This window comes from Acidilobus aceticus, from assembly GCF_055392325.1.
Genome location: NZ_AP042407.1, coordinates 1,050,281 through 1,071,879 on the forward strand (window position 1 = coordinate 1,050,281; position 21,599 = coordinate 1,071,879).

Genomic DNA, 21,599 nt, shown 5'->3' on the forward strand with positions numbered 1-21,599 from the left:
GGAGGGCGGCCAGACCCCAGGCTCGTTAACACAAGGGCTTATCTAAGCCACCTCTCCGAAGCCCAGCTGGGCCCAGTTCTTATGTCACTAGGCATAGTCCTTGCCATAGCTTCTTATGCCCTGAAGCGGCTTACTACGTTCTCGATTGATCTCTCCCTGGTGGGGCTCACATCGGCTATGGTAGGGTCTGCTATGGAAATGGCCTTCCTACTCATAGTCTCAAGGGCCCTTGACGTAATGTTAGGGAGGAGATATAACATGTTGTTTAAGGTCATTGGAATAGCCGCAATGATGACCGCCTATATGATTATAATAGGTATGCCTATACTTGGGGCCTACTTGAAGAGGCTAATGGTGAGAGAGGGCCTAGCTGAAGGCGACCTTTCCGGGCAGCAGAGCGTGATGGCCCTTAATCCGCTCTGGCTTTACTCACTCCTTACCTTCGGTTTCATCCTCTTCCTTGTCCAACGAAACCTCAGCACCAGGCTCCTGAGAGCCATTGACAATATCCTTGGGCAGGGCAGTTCTGAACCTCTCAGCGGCCATAGCTAGAAGCGGCAGGACTATGCTAGGCGCCGAAGCCATCTCTTCATCCCAAATAACTCTCCAGTATGAGCCGCACTCCTGGCAGAACATAAGGCCATACTTCCACTCCTTGTCCATGAAGGTCCCAAGCTTAAACTTATTATCATTTCCACAGAAGGGACAAACGGGCGAGCCCCTGCCAATGACCCATTCATAGCCGCAGAGGTGGCACACCATCACATACTTGTCTCCCCTCTTAACCATGGTGCGGCTCTCCGCTCCACAGAGGGGACAGTAGGGCGACAGGTGCTCTATGGAGCCGTTCTCCTTGAAGTACCTGCTGGCGTAGGCCCTCGCTATAGCCTGGAATGCTATTAAGGCGCTTTTTGCCCCCTCCTGGGAGACGTCTCCAGAGATGGCCCTTGCCAACACGTCATCTACAGAGTCAGGGTTCAGGCTTTCACCGATAGCCTTAGATGCATAGACTGCCTCCTCCCTTAGGACGCCGTCATTGCTCAGCCTCGCCAAAAGGTCCTGCAGGGTTAGGCCCTGGGACCATATCTTGTCAATGACCTTCGTCACATCATCCATTATCTTCAGCTGGACCTCCTCTACTTTCCTGGAGAGCTCAACGTTGACACGAAGCCCAAGAACTCCAGCAAACCTGCTGAGGCTCCTCTCAAAAAGCCTTAGTCGCTCGTCTTCTCCCTGGCTCAAGTCAGGTCACTCTACTCTGGGGGTCTCGCCCCTCTTCACTTGCTCCTTCAGATCCTTAAGCATCTTTATCAGATGCGGTATGACCTCACGATAGTCTGCAACTACGCCATAGTCACACTGCGAGAATATAGGTGCCGTTGGGTCCTTGTTTATGGCTACCACGACCTCGGCCTCCCTCACGCCGAACATGTGCTGCGCCGCGCCGCTTATGCCAACGGCCATGTATATGACTGACTTTAACGATTTGCCTGTCTGCCCTATCTGCCTTTCATGAGGTATCCAGCCTAAGTCTACGGCCTTCCTGCTGCCTCCCACGACAGCGCCCATGGCGTTGGCCAGCTCCTGCAGCATCTTGAAGCCCTCGGCAGTTCCAAGGCCCTTGCCACCGCCTATCACCAGCTCCGCCTTCTCTATGGGCACCTCAGTCCTTGGCACTACCTTGCGTGAGACGAGCCTTGCCTTAGGCTGAGGTACATAATCTACCTTTTCCTCTATTATCTCTCCCTCCCTGCTTGGATCGCGCTGAGGCAGGGGGAACACGTTGGGTCTTGCCGTCGCCAGCTGCGGCCTTCTGTTGGGCGTCCTTATATATGCCAGCAGCACGGCGCCAAAGGGCGGCCTTATCTGAAAGACATCCCTGGTCTTCTCATCAACGTCAAAGTCTGTGCAATCAGCAGTTATTCCTGCCCGCAGGTGGTTGGCTATGTAAGGCGCCAGCTCCCTTCCCTTCATAGTGCCAGCCACGAAGACCATCTCAGGCTTGTACTTCTTGATTAAGCTCACAGCGACCTCCCCATAGACGTTGGGCGCGTAGGAAGAGAGACGAGGATCGTCGACGACTATGACCTCGTCAGCCCCATACTCTATAAACTGATTTGCGAACCTCTTTACATTGCTGCCAAGGAGTACGCCAGTTATCTTAACGTTGAGCTTGCTCGCCACCTTCTTAGCTGGCGTTAGCATCTGCAGGCTCGGCTCTATAATGCCGTTCTCATCTACTTCACCTATAACCCAGACGCCCCTGTACTCGCTGTTGTCCCTGCACTCCCACTCAGGGCAAAGTTTGTCGCAGTCCTGCGAGCCCGCTGAAGGAGGAGCGGTCCACTGACTCATGCCGCGTCACCTCCCTCCTTAAGGGCCTTTATCAGCGCCTTGGAGGCCTTCTCATCAGAGAGCAGCGACTTGAGTATCCACTTAGCGGCGTCCTCGCCATTCTTGGGCACGTAGACCTGCTTCTTTCTCGGAACCTCTGGGACGTCGACGGTCTTCGCAACAAAGGTTGGTGAGCCCTTAAGTCCGGTGCACCTTGGGTCTAGCTTCAGATCATTGTTAGTCCAAGTCATCATGATGCTGGGGTTTGCCTTGAACCTTATCTTATTAATCAGCGTGACGGGCCTTGGCTTCAGAGATTTCATAGCGACGTTTATTATGGCTGGAAGATCTACCTCCCACTCCTCTATGGCCTCTTCAAGTATTCTCTCCACCCTTAACTTTCCATCCTCCGTTAGCCATGCGTTTCGGACATAATATATGTAAGGCCACTCAAGCCAGCTGGCGGTCTGTGCGGCTATATGGGCGGTGCTGGAGTCCGTGGTCTCCTGGCCGAAGACTACTAAGTCGACTTTGCCTATCTCCTTATCAATTTTCTTTATTGCGTTAGCCAAAACATAGCTTGTAGCCAGGGTGTCGGCCCCAGCATAGGCCCTGTCAGTTATTAGTATGGCCCTGTCGACGCCCATGCCCACTAGGTACTCAAGGCCCTTTGCCGCTGGAGGAGGGGCCATAGAGATGGCTATTACTTCGCCACCATACTTGTCCCTCAGCCTGAGGGCCAGCTCTGCCGCAGGCAAGTCGTGCGGATTAACTATGCTCGGAACTCCCTCCCTTATCAGGGTACCGGTCTTGGGGTCTATCCTCACCGACTGAGTCCCAGGAACCCACTTTATGCCTACCACTATCCTCATGCGCTCACCCCTCAAGTGAACCTAAAAATAATGCCATGACCACTCTTGGGATAGTTCCAAGTTATTGCATCCATGGGACAAATCACCCTGCAGGTACCGCACTCCACGCAGCCCTCGTAGCTGAAGACTATCCTGTCGCCGGCCAGAGTGTAGCAGCCTGCGGGACAGAGGTAAATGCATGGCTTGGCAGGGCACTTCTCGCACTTGGTATAGTCTACCACTATGTGAGGCTCCTCGTCGACGTTCCAGACGTCGCTCTGAAGTATGTCTTCCAGCTTCATGGGCTGAGGCTCCTGTTTGGCCTGTTGAGCGCTCATAAGGACCTCACCACCGAGAGAGTTAATGGCAAGAGGTTAAATAGGCCGATATTTTCGTTGTTAAGCACCGATATCAGAGCCTCGTAAGGCGTTGGAGTAGAGTAGTCCTGCTCGTAAAGCTCCCTGAAGAGGCCCAAGGCTATCCTAGGCAGCTTTGCAAAGAGCGCTGGGTCGTTCATCAGCATCTCCGCCGCCAGGTGCTTCTTGAGGTCTTTGTACACAAAGCTATTCTTGAGGTAAGTCTCGTAGACACTTATGTTGTCATAGGTGAAGCCTCCGTGGTCCCTGGCATATTTAACTGCCTCGGCGGCAAGCTTGCCGCTGTAGGCCGCAAAGTCGACACCGCGGTAATTTATGCCAGTACTTAAGAGCAGCCCGGCCGCGTCACCAACTACTAGAAGGCCTGGATAGGCAAACCTCTCAGGGGCGAACTTAAGCCCTCCCTCAATTGTTAGGTGGCCTCCGTACTCTGAAATTGTGGCGTCACGCCAAAGCCTCCTGAAAAATGGGTGAAGCCTAAAGCCCTCAACAAGTTCGTAAACGTGCTGGTTCAGAGAGCCAGCCTCTATGGCCTCTATGGCGTGCTTTAGGTGGAGAACCACGCCTATACTAACGGTTTCCTTGTTGGTGTATATGAAACCTCCCCCTGGGACACCCTTGGTTATGTCGCCCACCACGACCCAGGAAACGCCCTCGCTCGAGTCAATGCCAAATGAGGCCTCGAGCTGCGTGGCGCCAGTTCTAAGTATTTCCTTAACTCCAAGGGCCACGTGATCCGGTTTAAGCTTCTCTACGAGGCCGGCCCTCTCAAGCAGGAGCCTGTTAACGCCTTCTGCGTCTATAACTACATCAGCCTCTATGGTGTCAGAGCCGCTCCTCACCCCTACCGCTTTACCGTCTCTGAACGCTATTTCATCCACCGTTATCTCATTAACATAAAGGGCCCCCGCCTGCTCAGCCTTGCGCGCCATCCACGACGTGAGCTGAGGCAGGAAGGCTGTGAAGCTTTTGCCGGCAGGGCTTTTATACTCGACTGTGAAAACCTCATCGCCGTTAACCATGCTTATCCTCTCACGCGTGACCCACCTCTGTATAGGTGCCTCCTTGTCAAGCTCTGGCCAGACCTCTCTAAGGGGCTGCGCGTAAACCCTTCCACCGAAGAGCTCCTTCTCGCCCCCTCCCCTGCCTCGATCTATTAGAAGTGTCTTGAAGCCTTCCTTGGCTAAAGTATAAGCTGCCGCGGAGCCTGCCGGCCCTGCACCTATCACTACCACGTCGAACTTTGTGGGCACGGAGCTCAAAGCATAGGCACCATTACATCTGACTGTGAGCGTGCTTTAAAGTTTACTTTCAACTTGTGTATTAATTATCTATAACTTGAAAACCTAAGTTAACCTTAGTTACATTCAGCTAATATGTCCTTCTAAAACATCAAGCCTGAAGGCTCTATTGCCCTTGCGTCTCGCTTAGAACGGCTTCAGTGTCTGCTCTGCGCCGCAGGCCTCGCAAACCAGGATCCATACCTTGCCTCTCTTCTCTATGTGAGTGTCTATACTTCCACAGGTGGGACACTTGACATAGCTCTTAACGAACATGTCGAGAAGTTGCTTGAGCACCTTGCTAGAGACCTTAACGCTCAGCACGAGCTGTCCAGAACCCTCCTCGTAGCTGCCCGCAGACGCCAGCTCCTTCATTAGATAACGTGAGACCATGTCAGGCTCCCTCTTTAATTTCTGTGAGATATCCCTGAAGTTCTTTATAATGGTCTGCGTCCCAACCCTTATTACTTGAGGTTCTGGCAGTTCAAAAGTCCCTGAACCGCTCTTTGGAGGTATCTTTTTATAAACTCTATCAAGCAGCCACTCATAGTCCTTTAGCTTCTCTAGGTCCTCGCTCAAAGCTACATCCCCGGCTATAGACTCTACAAAAGGATATAAGTTCATGGCCTACGCCCTTTGATAGGCCTTAAAGCCTTAAAATTGCCAAAGGTGACGCTGCCAGAGAGGGTGGGCCGGTAGCTCAGCTGGAAGAGCGCTCGGCTTGCACCCGAGAGGTCCCGGGTTCAAGTCCCGGCCGGTCCACCTACTTTTGAGACTTATATTACTCACGTTTCGTGACGCCGTCCACCACGGCGGAACTTAACTTAGCGGGTGCCAACATTACAATTATCGATAGATAATCGTCATATACGGCTTTTAAGCCTTTGACTCACCATTAGGGCCAGAAGCTAGATCACGAGGGTGGTAGTAAATGCCATGGAGCATATTGAATCTTCTCAGGACAAACCCAGAAGCGCTTAGGGAGGTTGCCAGAAAGAGGCAGATCGATGTTAAGATAATAGACGAGGCTGTCCAGCTGGACGAGCAGTGGAGAAAGGTCCAAGCAGAGATAAATGAGCTAAGGCACCAGCATAATGTTATTAGCGCCGCCATTCCTAAGGCTAAGGGTGAGGAAAGGGAGAAGCTCCTGGCCCAGGCCAAGGAGCTCAGCAGAGAGCTCGAGGACGCGGAGAGGAGGCTGAGTGAGCTCGAAGCGAAGAGAGAGGAGGCTCTGTGGAGGCTGCCAAACGTAGTCCTCGATGACGTTCCTGTGGGCGGGGAGGAGGCCACAAGGCCAGTAAGATTCTGGGGCACCCCCAGGGTGTACCACGAGTACCTAGACGCCTTCAAAGCCCAGACGGAAGCCTATGGCTTTAATGTACCCTACGAGTTGATCGACTGGAAGCCCGTAGGGCACGCCGATATGCTCGAGAACGTCCTAAAGCTCGGCGATACTGAAAAGGCCTCCGAGGTCGCCGGCTCCAGGTTTTATTACCTCTTTGATGACTTGGTCTGGCTAGACTTCGCCCTGCTGCTTTACGCCATAGATAAGCTTACCTCTAAAGGTTACACCCTCGTGTTGCCACCCTACATGCTGAGATATAAGGTCATAAATAGCGTCATAGACCTGGCGACCTTCCAGGACGCCATTTATAAAATAGAGAATGACGACCTCTACCTGATAGCCACTGCAGAGCACTCACTGGCAGCAATGTATTATAATGAGGAGCTATATGATGACGAGCTCCCAAAGAAGTTTGTCGGCATAAGCCCCGCCTTCAGGCGCGAGGCCGGGGCCGCCAACAAGGACCTCAAAGGAATATTCAGGGTTCACCAGTTCCACAAGGTTGAGCAGTTCGTGTTCTCAAAGCCTGAGGAGAGCCAGAAGATACATGAAGAGCTTATATCAAATGCCGAGGGGCTGTTCCAGGGCCTGGGAATACCATACAGGGTTGTAAACATAGCCTCTGGCGACCTGGGCGCCTGCGCCGTCAAAAAATATGACCTAGAGGCCTGGATGCCCGCCCAGGGCAAGTACCGCGAAATGGTCAGCGCGAGCAACTGCACGGACTGGCAGGCTTATAGGCTTAACATAAGGTTAATAAGGAGAAAGGGCATGGAGAGGGGCGAGTACGTGCACACGCTGAACAGCACAGGAATAGCATCAACGAGAACTATTACGGCCATATTAGAGAACTTCCAGGAACCTGATGGAACAGTTATAATACCCAAGGTTCTTAGAAAGTACCTTGAGCCCTTTGACGCGGCCCCGAAGGATTTCATAAAGCCCAGGCTGCGTAAGGCCATTTAGCCTAAAGGGTAATTTTGTTGGAGCTCCTTACCTGGCTTGGCCTATTACCTTGAGGTAACCAACCTCTCTGGATTGAAAGCCTTGAGCGATAGGGCAACGAATAGCGCTGTGAAGGCCACCATTATTATTATGTCTAGGGCGGCCATTAAGTATTGGCCCACAACGTAATTTGAGAGCGCGAGGGAAGCCTCGGTGAACGGTATCGCCATGAGCGTGTACCTTATAGCTGTGGGCAGTGAGCCTACGTTGACGAACAACGCGCTAAAGTAGATCCCTAGCGCGACCATAAGCAAAGCATACGCGGAGGCCTGAGCGGCCCTGGCTGAAGGGCTCCTTAACACTATAGGCATTATAAATGATGACGTCATCAGCACTAGGACTGCTGAGTCCACCATGTTAAGCCCGAGCAGTGCCGGCGTTAGCCTGAGCCCTGCCGAGGACGCCAACATCAGGAAGTAAATAATGAAGCCCGCGCTGTCGGCGACCGCAATTGCGAGGCCCATCACGGCGGAGGAGAGCAGCTTGCCAACAAGCAGCGAGGTGCCGGACAGCGGCGACGCCAGGAGCACTTCAAGAGTCTTGCGCTCCTTCTCTCCAAGAAAGGCGTCAGTCATTAAGACCACCGCTGGGTTAACGACAAAGAACAGGGAAAACTGGAGTAGCCTCACGGTAAGCGACAGCTGAACCTGCTGAGCGCTCGCAGCCTTGCCTGAGGGCAATATGTAGCCAGTGGTTATTACTATCGGATTGAGAAGCCTCTCGGCGGAGATGTTGATACCGGCCATTCTTGCAAGGCTATCAACTCTGCTGTCAACCACCTGGGAGCTAAGCTGCGACACCACTGAGGAAATGATGTTACTCACCTCCTGGGCCGCGTAGCTGCCCACCATAACCCTCACGACGAGCGTCGCGACGCCGTCTACAGCAGTCAGGTTATTGTAGAAGCCCCGAGGTATAGTAATCTCTATGTCATAGACCCGAGGGGGAGGCCCGCTAGACACTGTTAGATTAACCTTTAAGCCCTGTTGCTCAGAGGCATTAACTATGCTCTCACCAAGCCACTCTGCTATTCCAAACGACTTCGTATCGTTGACCTGTATGTAAACTGTCGTTAACTGCGCTGAGCTGAGGCCTCCTGCAAGTAATGCCATTAATGGGAGCCCTACGAGGGGGACGATTATCATCAGAGCCAGGGCCCTGCGATCGCGCACCATGTCAAGGAGCTCCTTCCAGAGTACGGCCTTAATCTCCTCTATCCTCATAGGACTTCACCGCCTTAACGAACGCCTCCTCTAAGTTTTCGGCCCCGAAGGACTCCCGGGCCTCCTTTGGACTGCCGGCAAACAGGGACTTACCATAAGCCATGAACGTTACTCTGTCAGCTAAGTACTCGGCCTCAGCCATGTTGTGAGTGGCTATGACAAAAGTCACTCCTGTTCGTGAGAGGGATTTTATCATGGTCCTAACTTCATGGGCTGAGAAAACGTCTAGGCCGTTGGTTGGCTCGTCTAGCAATACTAACAAAGGCCTGTGCATAAGCGCCCTGGCTATCAGGAGCCTTCTCTTCATTCCATTGCTGTACTCGCCGGCCTTTCTCCTCAGGTCTCTATCACTTAGGCCAGCTATGTTAACGCCCACCTTCACCATTTCCTCAACCTCACTGGGGTCCCTCGCATAGAGCCTGGCAAAGAACCTCAGGTACTCGTAGCCCGTGAGCCTCTCATATGGTGACGCGTCCTCAGGCACATAACCTATGTACCTGACCAGCTTACGCCATGAAGGCGCCGAGGGGTCTACCCCGAGAACCTTGAGAGAGCCTGAGTCCCTCCTTATGAGGCCTATTATTATCTTAAATAACGTGCTCTTGCCTGCGCCATTATGACCTGCTATTACGTGGACCTCTCCCCTCTTGACCTGTAAGTTAACTCCCCTCAGGGCGGGCGTCTTACCGAACCTCTTAGTCACTTCCAGGGCCTCAACCACGTTCTCATTATTGTCCAGAGGAAGCCCTGCAGGCCGGCCTAAGGCGGCTTCCACTGAAAACCACCGGCTCTTAGGTTAGGGTTGTGGATGCGGTAGTTAAATCGCTTCAGTAACAGTGGCGATTGACATGGAGGGCGACGCCTCTAGCATGGAGGAGTTTCTGGCAAAGTACGGCGATAGGGGCTACTACGTCCTCAAATCAATGCTGGAGGCGTCGCTGAGGGGCGGGGCTAAGTTAGGTGACTTCAGCCTAAAGGACCTTAAGGACAAACTGACGGCCTATGGTCTTGACTATAACCCTGTTCCACTGCTTTATGCGCTGGAGAAGAACTATGGCATAATAAGAACCTCCTATAGGAGCAGCAACCAGCACTGGTGGGTTATATTAAGGAGGAGGGACGTCGAGGAGGCTATAGCTAAATATGAGGGGAAGCCCGTAGCTGAGAGTGAGGACTATAAGCTTAAGCTCCTTAAAATACAGTTCTACAGCCTTAACCCGCAGAGGCTTCTCATGGAGCTCAGGGCGGCCTCCAGGAGGGGCGACAAGAGCGCGGTGGCTAAGGAGGCCTTCACCACGCTTCCTCTCCTGGTGGAGTTCTTAGAGAAGGCCAAGTCACAATATCCTGACGAGCTCTCATCCGAGATAGGCCTTGCAGAAGAAATAATCAGGCTGGCAGAGGAGATAGTTACTCCCAGGTATGCGGGAACCCGTTCAAACGTTAACTTCGTCGCGGAACCCCAGGTCAATTATGATTCCCTTTGATGACGCGTACTCGAGCCTCTCAAGCATTGCCTTGAATGCCATGCTAAGGGTCCTCCTGTTGCTGTAGCTGCTAACTATGTCCCTTAACTTATCTTTGCCCAAGCCCTTGAGCTCTTCAGCCATGCTTATCATATTCTTCGTGGCTCTTATGGCCTCGTCTACTATAGTTATTGAAGCCGCCTGAGCAGTCCTACTGAAGGGGTTGAGGTCTATGGCTATAACTACCTTGCCCATCCTTCTGAGCGCTTCCGTTCTATCGCCATCTTCTATTGCTACCAGAACAACGTCTGCCGAATATATTCCATCAACGCATACTATGCCCCTTGCACTCTCAAGGCCTGGTATGTGAGTCTTCTGACACTCAATTCCATAAACTCTCGTGGCTCCGTGCCTCTTCATGAAGTCCTCTATGACCTTTACCCTTTCCTCGGTCCTATGGAAGACGTTCACCTCTATTGGGGCATTTAGCTGCTCTGAGAGCTTCACTATATCGTCGGCTGCTAAGGCAGCGTAGTTGCCATTTACGGATATAATAGGTCTCTTGGCAAGTAGCATTGCGGCTACAGCTGTTCTCTCAGCTTCAAGGGCGAAGTCCAGGCTCTTCTCGCCAAGTATGTAGTCAAAGGCCTCCCCTCTGCCGTGGGATATCAGTCCCTGAGGGACCACTACGCCCTCTTTCATGGCATCCACTAGCTTCTGCCTTGTCACTAGCGACCAGTACCTTGGATGGCTTCTCGGTATGTCCTCCATGTGCTCACCTCAGGTAAGGACCTGCCTCCGAAGGGCTTAACTTCCTTGTGTCGTAAGGAAGCCCCTTCCTAAGGTAATCCACAGCGTCGCCTATGAGATCCCTCTCTATTATGAGGATCACCAGCCTCTTTTTTGTGTAATAGCCTAAGAGTCCTGGAACCTTAGTCACGTACTCGAAGTTCTGCGCGCCTAATATAGAGCTGGGAAGCCCCAGTTTGTCATTTAGCGCCCTCACGCTCTCTATGAACGCTTCAAGGCTCAGCTCCTCGTCAAGTTTCCTGAGCACGTTGGACGACTCCACGTAAAAGTCATCACCTAGTGATGAGAGCAGCGACTCTGTGCTCATCCCCCCAGCCTCTATGGAAAGCAGGGAAATGCTCCTAGGCAGATACAGGCAGTCCACTTGGCCTATGCCAGGGGGACCCGCCCTTCTCCTAAGCACTAGCCCCAGGCCACAGCTAATGGCCAGCACGTCCCCAAGTCCCGTCCTGTCCTGAACTTCAATTTCATGCGCCTGGACTAGGAGGGAGCCCAGGCTCTTGCCCTTGAGGTAAGACGCCAGGTGGGCTGCAGCCACCGCAGAGGCGCCGCTGGTCGCGTAACCAAAGCTCCAGGGGAGCGGGTTGGAGGACTTAACCTTCGATAAGTCGACGCCGTTGCTTTCAAGAAGTTTTGCGGCAGTTCCTGCAGGTTCCCCTGATAGCTTCAGGTCGTAACACAGCTCAAGACGGGGCTCCACAGCTATGCCTACGCCCACGGAGCCCGAGTCCCTTGGAGTGCTACCCCACACTGGGACAAAGGCAGCGGTAATGTGATGGGGCACTGAGACGCAGACGGGGGCCAACTTTGAAACACCTTTTACAAAAATATCTATTTCTTACATTATCGTGGCATGTATCTGACCACGCTCTCCAGCGAAGGTGAAGGGGGCAGCGACCTCTTGTGTTGAGTTGACTTGTTCAGCTGAAGCACCCTATTAATAATGTCCATGCTTACCCCGGTCGCTTCGGCGGCCTCTGACGGCGTCATCTTGAGGTCCTCGATGGCGTGTATGACTAGGTCAACCTGATCATAGCTAACTCCGAGCTCGCCCTCAGCCGTCTGTCCAGGCCAGAGCCGTGGGCTGCTCGGTTTGAACGCGACCTTCTCGGGCACCCCCAGCTTCAGTGCAAGCCTTCTGACCTGGCTCTTCAGAAGCGGCGCTATAGGCAGGAGGTCGACACCGCCATCACCATACTTAGTGAAGTACCCTAAGAAGGCCTCGCTTCTGTCTCCAGTGCCTAAGACTGCATAATTAAACTTATTAGCATAGTAGTAGAGCAGCGACATCCTGATCCTGGCCCTTAGGTTGCCAAGCGGAACCGTATCTGCAGGGTCATAAACTGGTATGGTTGACCTATAGGTCTCCACTATAGGGGCTATATCTATGATGTTATACTGCGTCCTAGCAATTTCAATTAGATGTTTTGCGTCATCAACATCCTCCTTTGGAGTTACGGTGGAGTCGTGCATAATTAACGCCATGACCTTCTCTGGACCTACGGCTTTAACTGCCGCAAAGTAAGTCGCCGCCGAGTCAACACCGCCACTAACGCCTATTACAAAGCCCTTAACGGAGGAGCTCTCCAGGAAGTCCTTTATAAAGGAGGTTATCGCGTCTATGGCCTTTTCGTAGTCTATATTAATTACATCATCTAACAAAATCCTCTTGGAATTCAAAGGCGCCCTCTGTTACATCTAGTGCGCTACACTTTTAAAGTTCCTTGAGTATCAGATCGATTTCGCGGTTTAGCTCACCTCTGATAGCGATGGCTAGGATTACGCCACGCTTAGCCGTTGCGTGACTTTATCTGTGACAACGCGATATCAAGTATCTTCCTGGCGAGCGACTCTTTCCTATCCAGGCCCAAGTCATAGATCCTACCTGTGCCCGTGTCAACCACAACAACCTTATCGTACTCGCTCGCAAAGCCATAAGTGCCTACATTAACTGGATTTGCAGCCACTAGCGTAGCACCGTACTTAGAGGCCTTTTCCATGGCTGAGCTTATGAGCTCCTTCTCCGTAGTTGCTACATCTGCTGCGAACGATATCAATACCTTAGGCTTCAATGTTATGGACTTTAGGGTCTTTGGCGCGGGCCTAAGGGTTATGGTATAACTCGAGTCGCTCTTGAGCTTGCCCTTGTAGGGGGCCTCAACCGTGAAGTCCAGAGGCGCCGCAGCGCCAACTATTATATCATAACTTCTTGAGGCGGTGAGCTCGCGCATTCTCTCCGCCATCTCCTCCGTCGTCTCAACATGATAGGAATTCACGAAGTGAGGTATTTTGACATCTACATGACCATATATTACGTCAACCTCCGCCCCCCTTGCGAAAGCGTCTATGGCTATCTCAACGCCCATCCTCCCGGAGCTGGGGTTAGATACGAACCTCACCGAGTCTATCCAGCTTCTGGTGGCCCCAGCCGTGACCAGCACCCTAAGGCCCTTCATATCGAAGCCCCTGAGGGCAAACGAAGTGAACGCGCGGGCCACCAGGTAGGGGTCCGGGTACTTAGCTACGGACTCGGCTTCAAGCGGCGGTATTACCAGCACCCCCATGCCCTTTAGCCTGCTCACGGCGTCTTGATATTGGGGGCTCCTTTCCATGCCTTCATGCATTGCAGGGACTACAGCGACGGGCCTTCCGTAACCCATCATTGTTATTGCAGTGAGCACCACTGGGTTGTCAGCTATGCCTAACGCGAGCTTAGTTATAGATGAATACGTCGCAGGGGCCAAAAGCATAGCTGAGCAGCTGTGAGCCATCTCTACATGCTCTATATCGCCGCTTATCGCAACTACAGGTCTATTTCCTGTGGCCCAGTGAAAGAGCTTCGGACTAACCAGGTCAGCCGCGGCCCTAGTCATTATGACATGAACTTCAGCTCCCCTTCTCATGAGGGCCCTTGCCGTGTCAAGCGACCTATATATCGAAGCGCTGGCTGTCACGCCTAAGGCTATGCAGTGTCCTGCGAGTTCCTTTGACGTTGACCCTGTTATGTCAAGTGAGGGGTGCCTGAAGCTCAATGCCTAGCCCAACGGTCCTCTCTGAACAACTGTAATTTAAAGTTAAGAGCCGTTTATTAACCTTACAAAGTCACAGGCTCCCAGGCGCCCTGAAGTGAAAGCGGAGGAGCAGGAGGGCAGTGAAGGCTTTCCTTTTATTATAAGAAGGGCGAGGGAGGAGGACATAGATCAGGTAATGGAGGTTAACCTAGCAAGCCTTCCCGAAAACTACTGGTACAGCTTCTATGTTTACGTGCTTAACGAGTGGGGAGACGCCTTCCTAGTAGCCGAGCACCAGGGCAAAATTATAGGCTACATTATGAACAGGGTCGAAGAGACCCACGACAAGGTTCTTATGGGCCTTGAAAACGAGCTGACAGAAAGGCCAGGAAAAAGCGAGGGCCTGTTGGACGCCATTAGGAGGAGGTTTTCGGAGTCCGCTAAGGTAGGTCACGTGATTTCCATAGCTGTTCTAGCTGAGTATAGACGGAAAGGCGTTGGGTCGGCCCTTATGCAAGAAGCTATAAATGTGCTCAAATCAAAGTATGACGTAGACGCTATATACCTTGAGGTCAGGGTCTCGAATACCCCCGCCATAAACCTCTACGAGAAGTTCGGCTTTGAAAAAGTCAGGATAATCAAAGGCTACTATAGGGATGGTGAGGACGCTTACGTAATGGTGAAGCGGCTAAAGCCTGTACAATAGGCCTCTAAGCCAATTGAGACCAGGACTTCCATTCACGACTCTAAATGTTTACCTTATAGTCCTGTTACGTATACCGTAACCCTCTGGCAGCGGGCTCTCGCCCGTATGGCCATTTAGCGAGCCTTGGAAAAGGCGTTATTGCTGCGATGCTAGGGTGTTGGCGCTTCCTCTGCTCTTGGCGACCATCTCTGCCTCTTTAATAACCTTTTTAGCCTCTTCCTCTATCGACGTTAGGTCCTTCTCACTAAACTCTTCTGGCAGCGATGGCTCTATGTTCATCCATGCCCTGGAGAGGCTCTCCTCGGCGCCCGATATTTCCTCCTCAATTCTTGGGTCGAGGTAGCTGTACTCCTGCATAACCTTCTTCACTACGTTCATAACTGTGGCCACCTCCCTCCAGTTGACTAAGCCCACTGTAATTAGAGTCTGTACCTTCAACAGGGCCCACTCAAGCAGCCAGTCGAGCGCGTTCAAGGTATCCTCCATTTGTTTAAGCTCATTTTCCTTTGAGTAAGCCCTTAGCCTTACCATGCTGTTCCGAACGCTCTTCCTCGCATTGATTAGATACATCTGAGCCTTTACTAAGTCATCCAGTACTTGTCGTCTTGAGTCCGTGGGCTGCGATTTCTTTCCAAATAGCCTTGGCAAATTAGCAGCACCTAAGAGTATGTTGTGATCAAAAGTTAAATTGATTTGGGGTCAAAGGCCGAAGGGCCCAAGTGGCGTTCGGGCTTAAATGACGCCCGTCCACCTATAAAGGAATACAACGACGCTGTAGAAGTACGTCACGTTGGAGCCTGCCGGGCTCCATGCATATGGCACTGAAATGAACACCTTGGCCGGCTGGTAGTACGGCAGCGGGCTAGGGGGAGTTATGGGTTCTGGCACTATGGAGCCCGTGAGCGGATCGACGTATTGCACCCCGGCAGGCACGAACGAAGTTACATTAGTGAGGAACTTCGCGCCTGTTCCAAAGTAGCCGTACTTGTTTAACACGCTGATGCCATACATCATGAGATCGTATATGGTGGTGTGGAGGGTTAAACTAACGTTGGAGCTCGGACCTCCAACAAACGCTGGGAACTGGTAGAATTCGTAATTACTCTCAGTAGTTACTGAGGTGTAGTTAGAGAAGAAGGGGCTGTCAGCATACGGGTTAACTCTAAGGGCTATCCTTAACATTTGGTAAGATTTAGCGATATCACCGAGCCCGTAAGTTATGGCATAAACTCCTGCCTGAGGATTAACGGGGTATACGTTAGGGTATGGGAACATTATCACGCTGTGGGTGCTATTATCATAGATACCAATGAATATATCATAAGTTATTAGGTATGTATCGTTTGGCGCCAGCCTCATCATTTCAAGGTAGACAGGGCTCTGGTTCACTGGAGCAGTGAACACGTTAGCCACCAGCCCTATCTGAGTTCCGTTAATTGTAGAGCCGTCAACTACTGTTGTCCTGTTGCCTAACGCTGCTATCCAGTAGCCATAGTCCCACCACGACACTACTATGGACTTCTTTGACGTGTTATACTTGATGTAGTTAAGGGCTGCAATCCAGGCATTGTTAAGGGGTACTATGACTCTGCTAGTACCATTGGAGGTGGGCACTGAAAGCGCCGTCAGCCAGCCGGTGGTCACTGCCGGCGCGTCCAGTTTCAGCGCAGCGTAATCCTCAGGAATGTAATAAGCCGCGAACCCAAGGATAATTATGGCCAGTATGACCCCTACTGCAAGTGCAGCTGGCTCCCTCTTATAGTAGGTGCGCCTTGTCTTCTTGTCGAAGTAGCTTACGTGCATGGACGTTAGAGCCCCTATGGAGGTTCCTGCTGAGAGCGCCAGGAAAAATGCGGCTGAAGGTATGAAGTAGGCCTCATTTATGCTGGCCACCATAAAGAGCACGCCAAGCGCCAAGAACGCAACCCTTAAGGTATCGGTGCTGCTTAGCCTCTCACGCCTTGCAACAACGTCATAAATGAGCACTATTAATCCTATAAGCGTCACGAAGAAGACGGGCCCATATTCGGCCATTGCCTCTGAGAACGGTATGGGCATATACTCCTGCACGGTAAGCGGCACAACGCCCGTTAGTGGCCTTATTCCGAGCGCTAGCAGCACCCTTGAGGGCAATGATATTATGCCCGACATTGCAGCTGCCGCAAGAAGCCCCACGCCTAGGATTATGACCCACAGATGCATCTTCCTCGTAAACGTGCTCGTGAGGTGCAGCCTTTCAAGGTGCAGCTTTTCAACGTTAGCCTCTAAGAAGTAAACTGCGAGAACTGCCAAAAGGGCGAGGCCTAGGCTGTGGTAGACGTAAGTGGGCCCTACTGCAGGGGACGTTGAAAGCACTGCCAGGTAGCCTACTGCCGCGGCCAGATGCTTATAGAACCTGTCCATGGTGGGGCTTACAATGAAGGGGTCCAGCAGCACTATAACCGCCAGTATTAGTGCAACGTATTCATAGCCTCCCCATAGCCACGCGAGGGAGCCTCCTACTATGCCTCCTACCAGCGCAGCCACGAGGGACCTATTCCTCGAAGTGGAAGTGTAAGCTACGGCGAGGAAGTACAGCGAGAGCGCTATAATTCCAAGGCCTGAGACCTGTTTGCCCGGATACGTTGCAAAGGACTTGTCAAGCACTATAGCGGGGTAGAAGGCGTAGACAGACGCCGCAGTTATTGCTCCCAGCTTTGACCTGGTGGCCCTGTAGACTGCCATGTACGTGGCCGCTATTCCTATCACGGCAAATATGACCGGCAGAAGGCCCTCGGCCTCTATTATAAAGGCTTGGCCCTTGCCCAGGAGCTTAGTCATGAACGCCGAGAGCCACGGAATGCCAAGGTACTCCGTCTTCAGGAAGTTCCTCCCCCAGGGATACCAGAACGTGCCAACGTGAGACAGCTGGGAAAGGCCGCCCAGGTCGTGGACGTAGAAGTAATTAGCTAGCCAATAAAATATCCAAGGGTCGTTACCGTTGACATACTTAAAGCCGTAGATTAGACCTGGCAAGAGCCTTATGTAGGTGCTAACCGCTATCATAGCCAACAGAACAGCCAATGATATAGGGAACGAAAACCTCTCTATGATATCCATGAAAGACTCTTCGCTATGGGTCCTTGGGCCACTGTCCCTTCTAGACATTACGCTACCCGAAGCGCTTTGCAGGTGCAAGCACTATATACTTTACCCACCCACGTTTGAATAATATAAAAAGAAATAAAGTAAATAATAGGAAAGGCCTTATAGGCTCTGCCTTAACTCTAAACCGGAAAGGGACCATGAGCGAGGACTTAGAGAAGAAGCTGTTGGTAGACAAGCGAACGCTCAAGGAAGTTATAAATGAGCTTAAGCAGTGGAGCGCCCCGGCCACTGTGCTGTTGAGCCTCTACGTCCCTCCTGGGAGGCCCATAAGCGACGTGACCCAGATGCTTAGGGAGGAGCTCTCCCTGGCTGATAACATTAAGCTTAAGCGAACTCGAAACGCTGTGAAGAGGGCTATCGCGGCCGCCATAGACAGGCTCTCCATGATACCTAAGGTTCCTCCTAATGGCCTTGTGGCATTCTGTGGCGAGAACCTAGACAACGGGGACTTCAAGTGCTACGTCTTCAGCCCGCCTGAGAAGGTCCCTGTCTTTTACTACAGGACCGACAAGAGGTTCATAACAGAGATTCTAGAGGATATGATAGAGAATGAGGACTCCGTCGGAGTCATAATAGTGGAGAGGGACCACGCTACCATAGGCCTAATCAAGGGGTCAAGGATACAGGTACTGGAGGAGCTCGAGGATTTTATACCTGGAAAACATATGATGGGAGGACAGAGCCAGAGGAGATATGACAGAATTATAGAGCAGATGGTCGACGACTTCATGAAGAAGGTGGGCGAGAGGGCTAACGAGTACCTCCTGCCAATATATGAGGCTGGCAAGCTTAAGGCCATCATAGTTGCCGGGCCTGGGTACGCCAAGTCCGACTTCATTAAGTCTGGGTACCTTGACTATAGGCTTCAGAAGATAGTAGACCCACATCTAATCGACGTTTCTTACCAGGGTGAGGAGGGCATAAGGGAAGCCTTAGAGAAGGCCGATGATGTAGTTCAACTGTCCCTTTATAGGGAGACAATGAATGCCTTCGAAAACTTTAAGCTTCACTTGGCTAAGGGAACAGGTTTAGCCATATATGGTCCCGATGACTTAGAGAGGGCCCTTGATATGGGCGCAGTGGCTGTTCTTCTCGTACATGAGGATAGGCAGGATGTTGACAAGTGGAAGGAGAGAGCAGAGTCTATGGGAGCGAAGGTTTACATAATACCTGAGTCTCTGCCCGAGTCCGAGTGGTTTCTTAAGACATTTGATGGCCTGGCCGGGATACTGAGATACAAAGTGGACCTCTCTTCACAGCAGGGCTAGGCCGCTTTCAGCGTCAGCCCTCAGTCCTCGGAGGATATCTTTCGTATTCTGTCAACACCCCCTATCTCCTCTATGAACTTTGCTACGGAGGGCGTGACGTATTCCTTCCACTTAGGGTCGCCGCGAGCTATCATCGCACGTATTCTCTCGCCCCTCCACTCCTCGCGATTGAAGGTAGGTGGGCTTATGACCTCTATGCCAGCGTCCGAGAACGCCTTGCCTATGACTGGGTTTCTAGTCATTATTGCCTTAACCTTAGGCACGTAGGACAGCACATAATAAGCGCACCCGATGCTCACCTCCAGGGTCTCTATGGTAGCAGTAACTATCCTGTCGAGGCTTATGTTCTCGTCCTTAGCTGAGAGCCTTGCCATCTCGATCCTTTCGCCAGCAGTAAAGGGATTCCTTACAGTGTAGTTCTCTGAGGCCATGCCAACTAGTATTACTACTTCGTCGAAGCCCTGCGATAATGCCCACTTAACGAGGCTCACATGACCCCTGTGGAAGGGCTGGAACCTCCCGTAAAGCAACACCCGCTCCGTCAAAGCTCGCCCTCTGATGGTTGGGCGAAAGAACTAAAATAAGCTCCGCTTCATGTTTAAGAGGGCATTGAAGTGCGTCCATGGAGAAGGCCATGGTACTACGCTGAGGTGGACGAGCCTTACTCATGGATAATTGGAATCCTAGCAGTACTTGTAGCCATGGCGGGCGTTCAAGCCTTCAGATTAAGCACATACACGTCCGTTTATAGCTACGTAGTGGGAGGAGTAGTCATTGGTATGGTTGTCCACGAACTCATGCACAGAAACGTGGCGCGCCGTTATGGCATGAGGTCAAGTTACGTCATTAATTGGCTAGGAGTCATAGTTACGTTAGTCACGGCGATTCTCCCCATAAAGCTCATAGCGCCGGGCTACACTCGCGTCTATAGCCGCGGCTTCGAAGAGGACAGAAGGGGCATCCTGTACTCAGTGGCCGCAGGCCCCATGAGCAATATAGTAATGGCCTTAGTGGCTCTCATAGCCGGAGCGCTGGTGAGAACCCTGGTGTCTAGTGTGTTTGCCGCGTCGTTTACTTCCACGTGGCTTATAGGTTTCTCGAACATAAACTCCTATCTGGCCTTCTTCAACCTGTTGCCCATACCGCCGTTGGATGGATACAAAATCTTTAGGTTAAGCCTAGAGCTGTGGATAATAATGTTTATAGTATCTATAGCTTTCTTTGCCGCAACTTTGATGCTCCTCTGAAGTCAGAAGGTTGTCATCAAAGCAGTTTGTATTGGAGCCACTAAGTATTTTCTGGACTGTATATGAAGGTTTTTACTTTCCTGCCTGCTACTGTGAGTCTCGTGGTGAGGCTTTGTGTCGCTTACACCTGATGAAAGGGAGCCCGACAAGGAGGACGGCAAGAGGCGGTGGGTCATAAAGATGATTAAGAGCGCCAAGAGCCAGCACAAACTATGCCCATACTATGATAAGAAGACGCAGATATGCTTCCTCATGGTTACCATGAACAACCAGCAGGGCAAGTGTGACCGTGAGGGTAGATTTGATGGATGCCCCATGTTCACCAACTTCCTAGAGAGAGTCTATGACGACTATACTGCAAAGAAGAAGGTTCTGCCGAACAGCTTTCAAGATATAGTGTGGGGCATAACATCTATTTGACGTTCTGTGCGTGCCTGCACATAAATTACGTGAGGCTCGCTCATCTACGGCATAAAATATATTGGGGACCCAAGTCTTGGCTATCCCTGAACTTAGCGATCACATAGAGTCGTCTAGGTTATCAGACGCCTCGCCGATCTCCGAGCTCTCTCCGCTCTCATCGCTCCAGTACTCGCCCTCGGCCTCCAGAAGCTCAGTAAGGTAGAAGTAGCCCTGTTTGTCCATGGTTACAATATCGTTCCGTAGCAGCTCGTTCAGCGCGTATCTTATCTTGTCCTCACTGGCTAGGCCTGAGAGATACCTATGGAAATCCTTCACGGACATCCTACCATTACGACGAAGAAGATTAACTAGGATCTCTTTGAGCTCCTCCTCATTAGGCGCTGTATAAACAATAACATCACCATCTTCATATATCCTAGAAAGGGCGTCAGTTATCGAGACCTCGCTTACTTGCGAGCCGTCCTTCCCATCGCCCTTCCCATCATTCATATTAATTTTCACCTGCAGATTGTAGGTAGCTGAAACCTAAAAGTTAAAGTGTTTCCTAGAGTAGAGGGAAATTAGTTAAACTGCGATTAAGTAACATAAAAGATAAACTTAATACACAAACTCCATAAAGGCCTGCAATTCATATAACGAGGCTTTACCTTAGGATCCCATAAAGCAGCAGCGAGGCCTCTGCAGTGCTCCCAGCCCTGTAGGACAGGCCCTTTATGTAGATCGGCTTGCCAAGGGAGAGCTCCTGTGGGCTGAAAGGAGCGTCAGAGCCGTTAAACACAAGCATCAGTGGGCTGTTTGAGCCTGCAGTGAAGTCCCCCGAGAGTGGGTCGACGAGCTCCGCGGCGTGCTCCTTATCTACTAAAAACACCTGCGTGCCGTCGTAAGTCTCCACGGCGTCCTTAAGCTCAGGTAACACGACCAAGCCCTTGCCGGCCTTGAGCAGAAGCCTAAAGGCCTCAGCAATGCCTGACTGCGCCGCGGCCCCATAAACTTTGGTCGCCACCAGGAGATCTATGTTCATACTGAGCACTATCCTGGCCATGTCAACTAGCCTCTGAACGCTTGAGGTGTTATGAATGACTGGTATGACCTTCCTCAATCTCTGCACC

General features: G+C 51.7%; 24 protein-coding genes and 1 tRNA gene. 7 read left to right on the plus strand and 18 right to left on the minus strand.

All coding sequences use genetic code 11. The annotated features are described in order from the left end of the window. Positions 1–113 precede the first annotated feature (113 nt). The 7 genes from ACZ5OO_RS05540 to ACZ5OO_RS05570 form a co-directional block, all read right to left on the minus strand. Entirely contained in the window at positions 114–275 is a 162-nt protein-coding gene (locus ACZ5OO_RS05540) for a hypothetical protein (RefSeq protein ID WP_013266181.1), read from the minus strand. Positions 276–429: 154 nt separating this feature from the next. Next, entirely contained in the window at positions 430–1,242 is an 813-nt protein-coding gene (locus ACZ5OO_RS05545) for a formate dehydrogenase accessory protein FdhE domain-containing protein (protein WP_013266182.1), read from the minus strand. Between the two features lie 6 nt (positions 1,243–1,248). Beyond that, positions 1,249–2,355, minus strand: coding sequence for an electron transfer flavoprotein subunit alpha/FixB family protein (locus ACZ5OO_RS05550; RefSeq protein WP_013266183.1), 1,107 nt, complete (start codon positions 2,353–2,355; stop codon positions 1,249–1,251). Then, positions 2,352–3,206, minus strand: a complete 855-nt coding sequence (locus tag ACZ5OO_RS05555) for an electron transfer flavoprotein subunit beta/FixA family protein (protein WP_013266184.1) — start codon at positions 3,204–3,206, stop codon at positions 2,352–2,354. The genes ACZ5OO_RS05550 and ACZ5OO_RS05555 overlap by 4 nt, the downstream gene beginning before the upstream one ends. Before the next feature lie 11 nt (positions 3,207–3,217). Then, entirely contained in the window at positions 3,218–3,487 is a 270-nt protein-coding gene (locus ACZ5OO_RS05560) for a ferredoxin family protein (protein WP_048812942.1), read from the minus strand. A gap of 32 nt (positions 3,488–3,519) precedes the next feature. Further along, complete coding sequence (locus tag ACZ5OO_RS05565; RefSeq protein WP_464078564.1) at positions 3,520–4,815, minus strand: FAD-dependent oxidoreductase; 1,296 nt, start codon at positions 4,813–4,815, stop codon at positions 3,520–3,522. Between the two features lie 174 nt (positions 4,816–4,989). Beyond that, positions 4,990–5,466 (minus strand): translation initiation factor IF-2 subunit beta, encoded by a 477-nt coding sequence (locus tag ACZ5OO_RS05570; RefSeq protein WP_464078001.1) that lies wholly within the window; start codon positions 5,464–5,466, stop codon positions 4,990–4,992. Positions 5,467–5,531: 65 nt separating this feature from the next. Here ACZ5OO_RS05570 and ACZ5OO_RS05575 point away from each other — a divergent pair. Both ACZ5OO_RS05575 and serS read left to right on the plus strand, forming a co-directional pair. Continuing rightward, positions 5,532–5,604 (plus strand) — tRNA-Ala (locus ACZ5OO_RS05575). A gap of 169 nt (positions 5,605–5,773) precedes the next feature. Continuing rightward, positions 5,774–7,153: a serine--tRNA ligase gene (gene serS, locus ACZ5OO_RS05580; RefSeq protein WP_464078002.1), complete on the plus strand. Its 1,380-nt coding sequence runs from the start codon at positions 5,774–5,776 to the stop codon at positions 7,151–7,153. A 44-nt stretch (positions 7,154–7,197) separates the two neighbouring features. On the opposite strand, the gene ACZ5OO_RS05585 is transcribed toward serS, so the two are convergent. Both ACZ5OO_RS05585 and ACZ5OO_RS05590 read right to left on the minus strand, forming a co-directional pair. Continuing rightward, positions 7,198–8,415 (minus strand): ABC transporter permease, encoded by a 1,218-nt coding sequence (locus tag ACZ5OO_RS05585; protein ID WP_464078003.1) that lies wholly within the window; start codon positions 8,413–8,415, stop codon positions 7,198–7,200. Continuing rightward, positions 8,396–9,190: an ABC transporter ATP-binding protein gene (locus ACZ5OO_RS05590; protein ID WP_013266190.1), complete on the minus strand. Its 795-nt coding sequence runs from the start codon at positions 9,188–9,190 to the stop codon at positions 8,396–8,398. Before ACZ5OO_RS05590 ends, ACZ5OO_RS05585 begins: the two co-directional genes overlap by 20 nt. A gap of 73 nt (positions 9,191–9,263) precedes the next feature. On the opposite strand from ACZ5OO_RS05590, the gene ACZ5OO_RS05595 reads away from it, so the two are divergent. Further along, positions 9,264–9,899: a hypothetical protein gene (locus ACZ5OO_RS05595; RefSeq protein WP_464078004.1), complete on the plus strand. Its 636-nt coding sequence runs from the start codon at positions 9,264–9,266 to the stop codon at positions 9,897–9,899. On the opposite strand, the gene ACZ5OO_RS05600 is transcribed toward ACZ5OO_RS05595, so the two are convergent. The 4 genes from ACZ5OO_RS05600 to coaBC form a co-directional block, all read right to left on the minus strand. Next, the gene (locus ACZ5OO_RS05600) at positions 9,849–10,649 is read right to left on the minus strand and encodes a 4-phosphopantoate--beta-alanine ligase (protein ID WP_464078005.1); all 801 of its coding nucleotides are present in this window, start codon (positions 10,647–10,649) and stop codon (positions 9,849–9,851) included. The two genes, ACZ5OO_RS05595 and ACZ5OO_RS05600, sit on opposite strands and share 51 nt — an antisense overlap. A 4-nt stretch (positions 10,650–10,653) precedes the next feature. Beyond that, positions 10,654–11,493 (minus strand): pantoate kinase, encoded by an 840-nt coding sequence (locus tag ACZ5OO_RS05605; RefSeq protein WP_464078006.1) that lies wholly within the window; start codon positions 11,491–11,493, stop codon positions 10,654–10,656. Between the two features lie 38 nt (positions 11,494–11,531). Then, positions 11,532–12,368, minus strand: a complete 837-nt coding sequence (locus ACZ5OO_RS05610) for an NAD+ synthase (protein ID WP_013266193.1) — start codon at positions 12,366–12,368, stop codon at positions 11,532–11,534. A 110-nt stretch (positions 12,369–12,478) separates the two neighbouring features. Further along, the gene (gene coaBC, locus ACZ5OO_RS05615; RefSeq protein WP_013266194.1) at positions 12,479–13,720 is read right to left on the minus strand and encodes a bifunctional phosphopantothenoylcysteine decarboxylase/phosphopantothenate--cysteine ligase CoaBC; all 1,242 of its coding nucleotides are present in this window, start codon (positions 13,718–13,720) and stop codon (positions 12,479–12,481) included. A gap of 94 nt (positions 13,721–13,814) precedes the next feature. On the opposite strand from coaBC, the gene rimI reads away from it, so the two are divergent. Next, positions 13,815–14,405 (plus strand): ribosomal protein S18-alanine N-acetyltransferase, encoded by a 591-nt coding sequence (gene rimI, locus ACZ5OO_RS05620; RefSeq protein ID WP_013266195.1) that lies wholly within the window; start codon positions 13,815–13,817, stop codon positions 14,403–14,405. A 135-nt stretch (positions 14,406–14,540) separates the two neighbouring features. Here the strand turns inward: rimI and ACZ5OO_RS05625 are convergent, their stop codons facing one another. Together ACZ5OO_RS05625 and ACZ5OO_RS05630 are read right to left on the minus strand one after the other, a co-directional pair. Next, positions 14,541–14,891: a hypothetical protein gene (locus ACZ5OO_RS05625; RefSeq protein ID WP_464078007.1), complete on the minus strand. Its 351-nt coding sequence runs from the start codon at positions 14,889–14,891 to the stop codon at positions 14,541–14,543. A gap of 246 nt (positions 14,892–15,137) precedes the next feature. After that, a complete protein-coding gene (locus ACZ5OO_RS05630) occupies positions 15,138–17,552 on the minus strand; it encodes a hypothetical protein (RefSeq protein WP_464078008.1) in 2,415 nt (804 codons plus the stop codon). A gap of 137 nt (positions 17,553–17,689) precedes the next feature. Here ACZ5OO_RS05630 and prf1 point away from each other — a divergent pair, with 137 nt between their 5' ends. Next, positions 17,690–18,820 (plus strand): peptide chain release factor aRF-1, encoded by a 1,131-nt coding sequence (prf1, locus tag ACZ5OO_RS05635; RefSeq protein WP_173072223.1) that lies wholly within the window; start codon positions 17,690–17,692, stop codon positions 18,818–18,820. A 20-nt stretch (positions 18,821–18,840) separates the two neighbouring features. On the opposite strand, the gene ACZ5OO_RS05640 is transcribed toward prf1, so the two are convergent. After that, positions 18,841–19,365: a nicotinamide-nucleotide adenylyltransferase gene (locus ACZ5OO_RS05640; protein WP_148217090.1), complete on the minus strand. Its 525-nt coding sequence runs from the start codon at positions 19,363–19,365 to the stop codon at positions 18,841–18,843. 69 nt (positions 19,366–19,434) lie between these two features. Between ACZ5OO_RS05640 and ACZ5OO_RS05645 the strand changes: the two genes are divergently transcribed. Next, positions 19,435–20,067 (plus strand): zinc metalloprotease, encoded by a 633-nt coding sequence (locus ACZ5OO_RS05645; protein WP_464078009.1) that lies wholly within the window; start codon positions 19,435–19,437, stop codon positions 20,065–20,067. A 114-nt stretch (positions 20,068–20,181) separates the two neighbouring features. Further along, entirely contained in the window at positions 20,182–20,487 is a 306-nt protein-coding gene (locus ACZ5OO_RS05650) for a hypothetical protein (protein ID WP_013266201.1), read from the plus strand. A 99-nt stretch (positions 20,488–20,586) separates the two neighbouring features. On the opposite strand, the gene ACZ5OO_RS05655 is transcribed toward ACZ5OO_RS05650, so the two are convergent. Together ACZ5OO_RS05655 and ACZ5OO_RS05660 are read right to left on the minus strand one after the other, a co-directional pair. Beyond that, the gene (locus ACZ5OO_RS05655) at positions 20,587–20,991 is read right to left on the minus strand and encodes a hypothetical protein (protein WP_013266202.1); all 405 of its coding nucleotides are present in this window, start codon (positions 20,989–20,991) and stop codon (positions 20,587–20,589) included. A gap of 142 nt (positions 20,992–21,133) precedes the next feature. Next, the gene (locus ACZ5OO_RS05660; RefSeq protein WP_013266203.1) at positions 21,134–21,589 is read right to left on the minus strand and encodes a RecB-family nuclease; all 456 of its coding nucleotides are present in this window, start codon (positions 21,587–21,589) and stop codon (positions 21,134–21,136) included. Positions 21,590–21,599 lie beyond the last annotated feature (10 nt).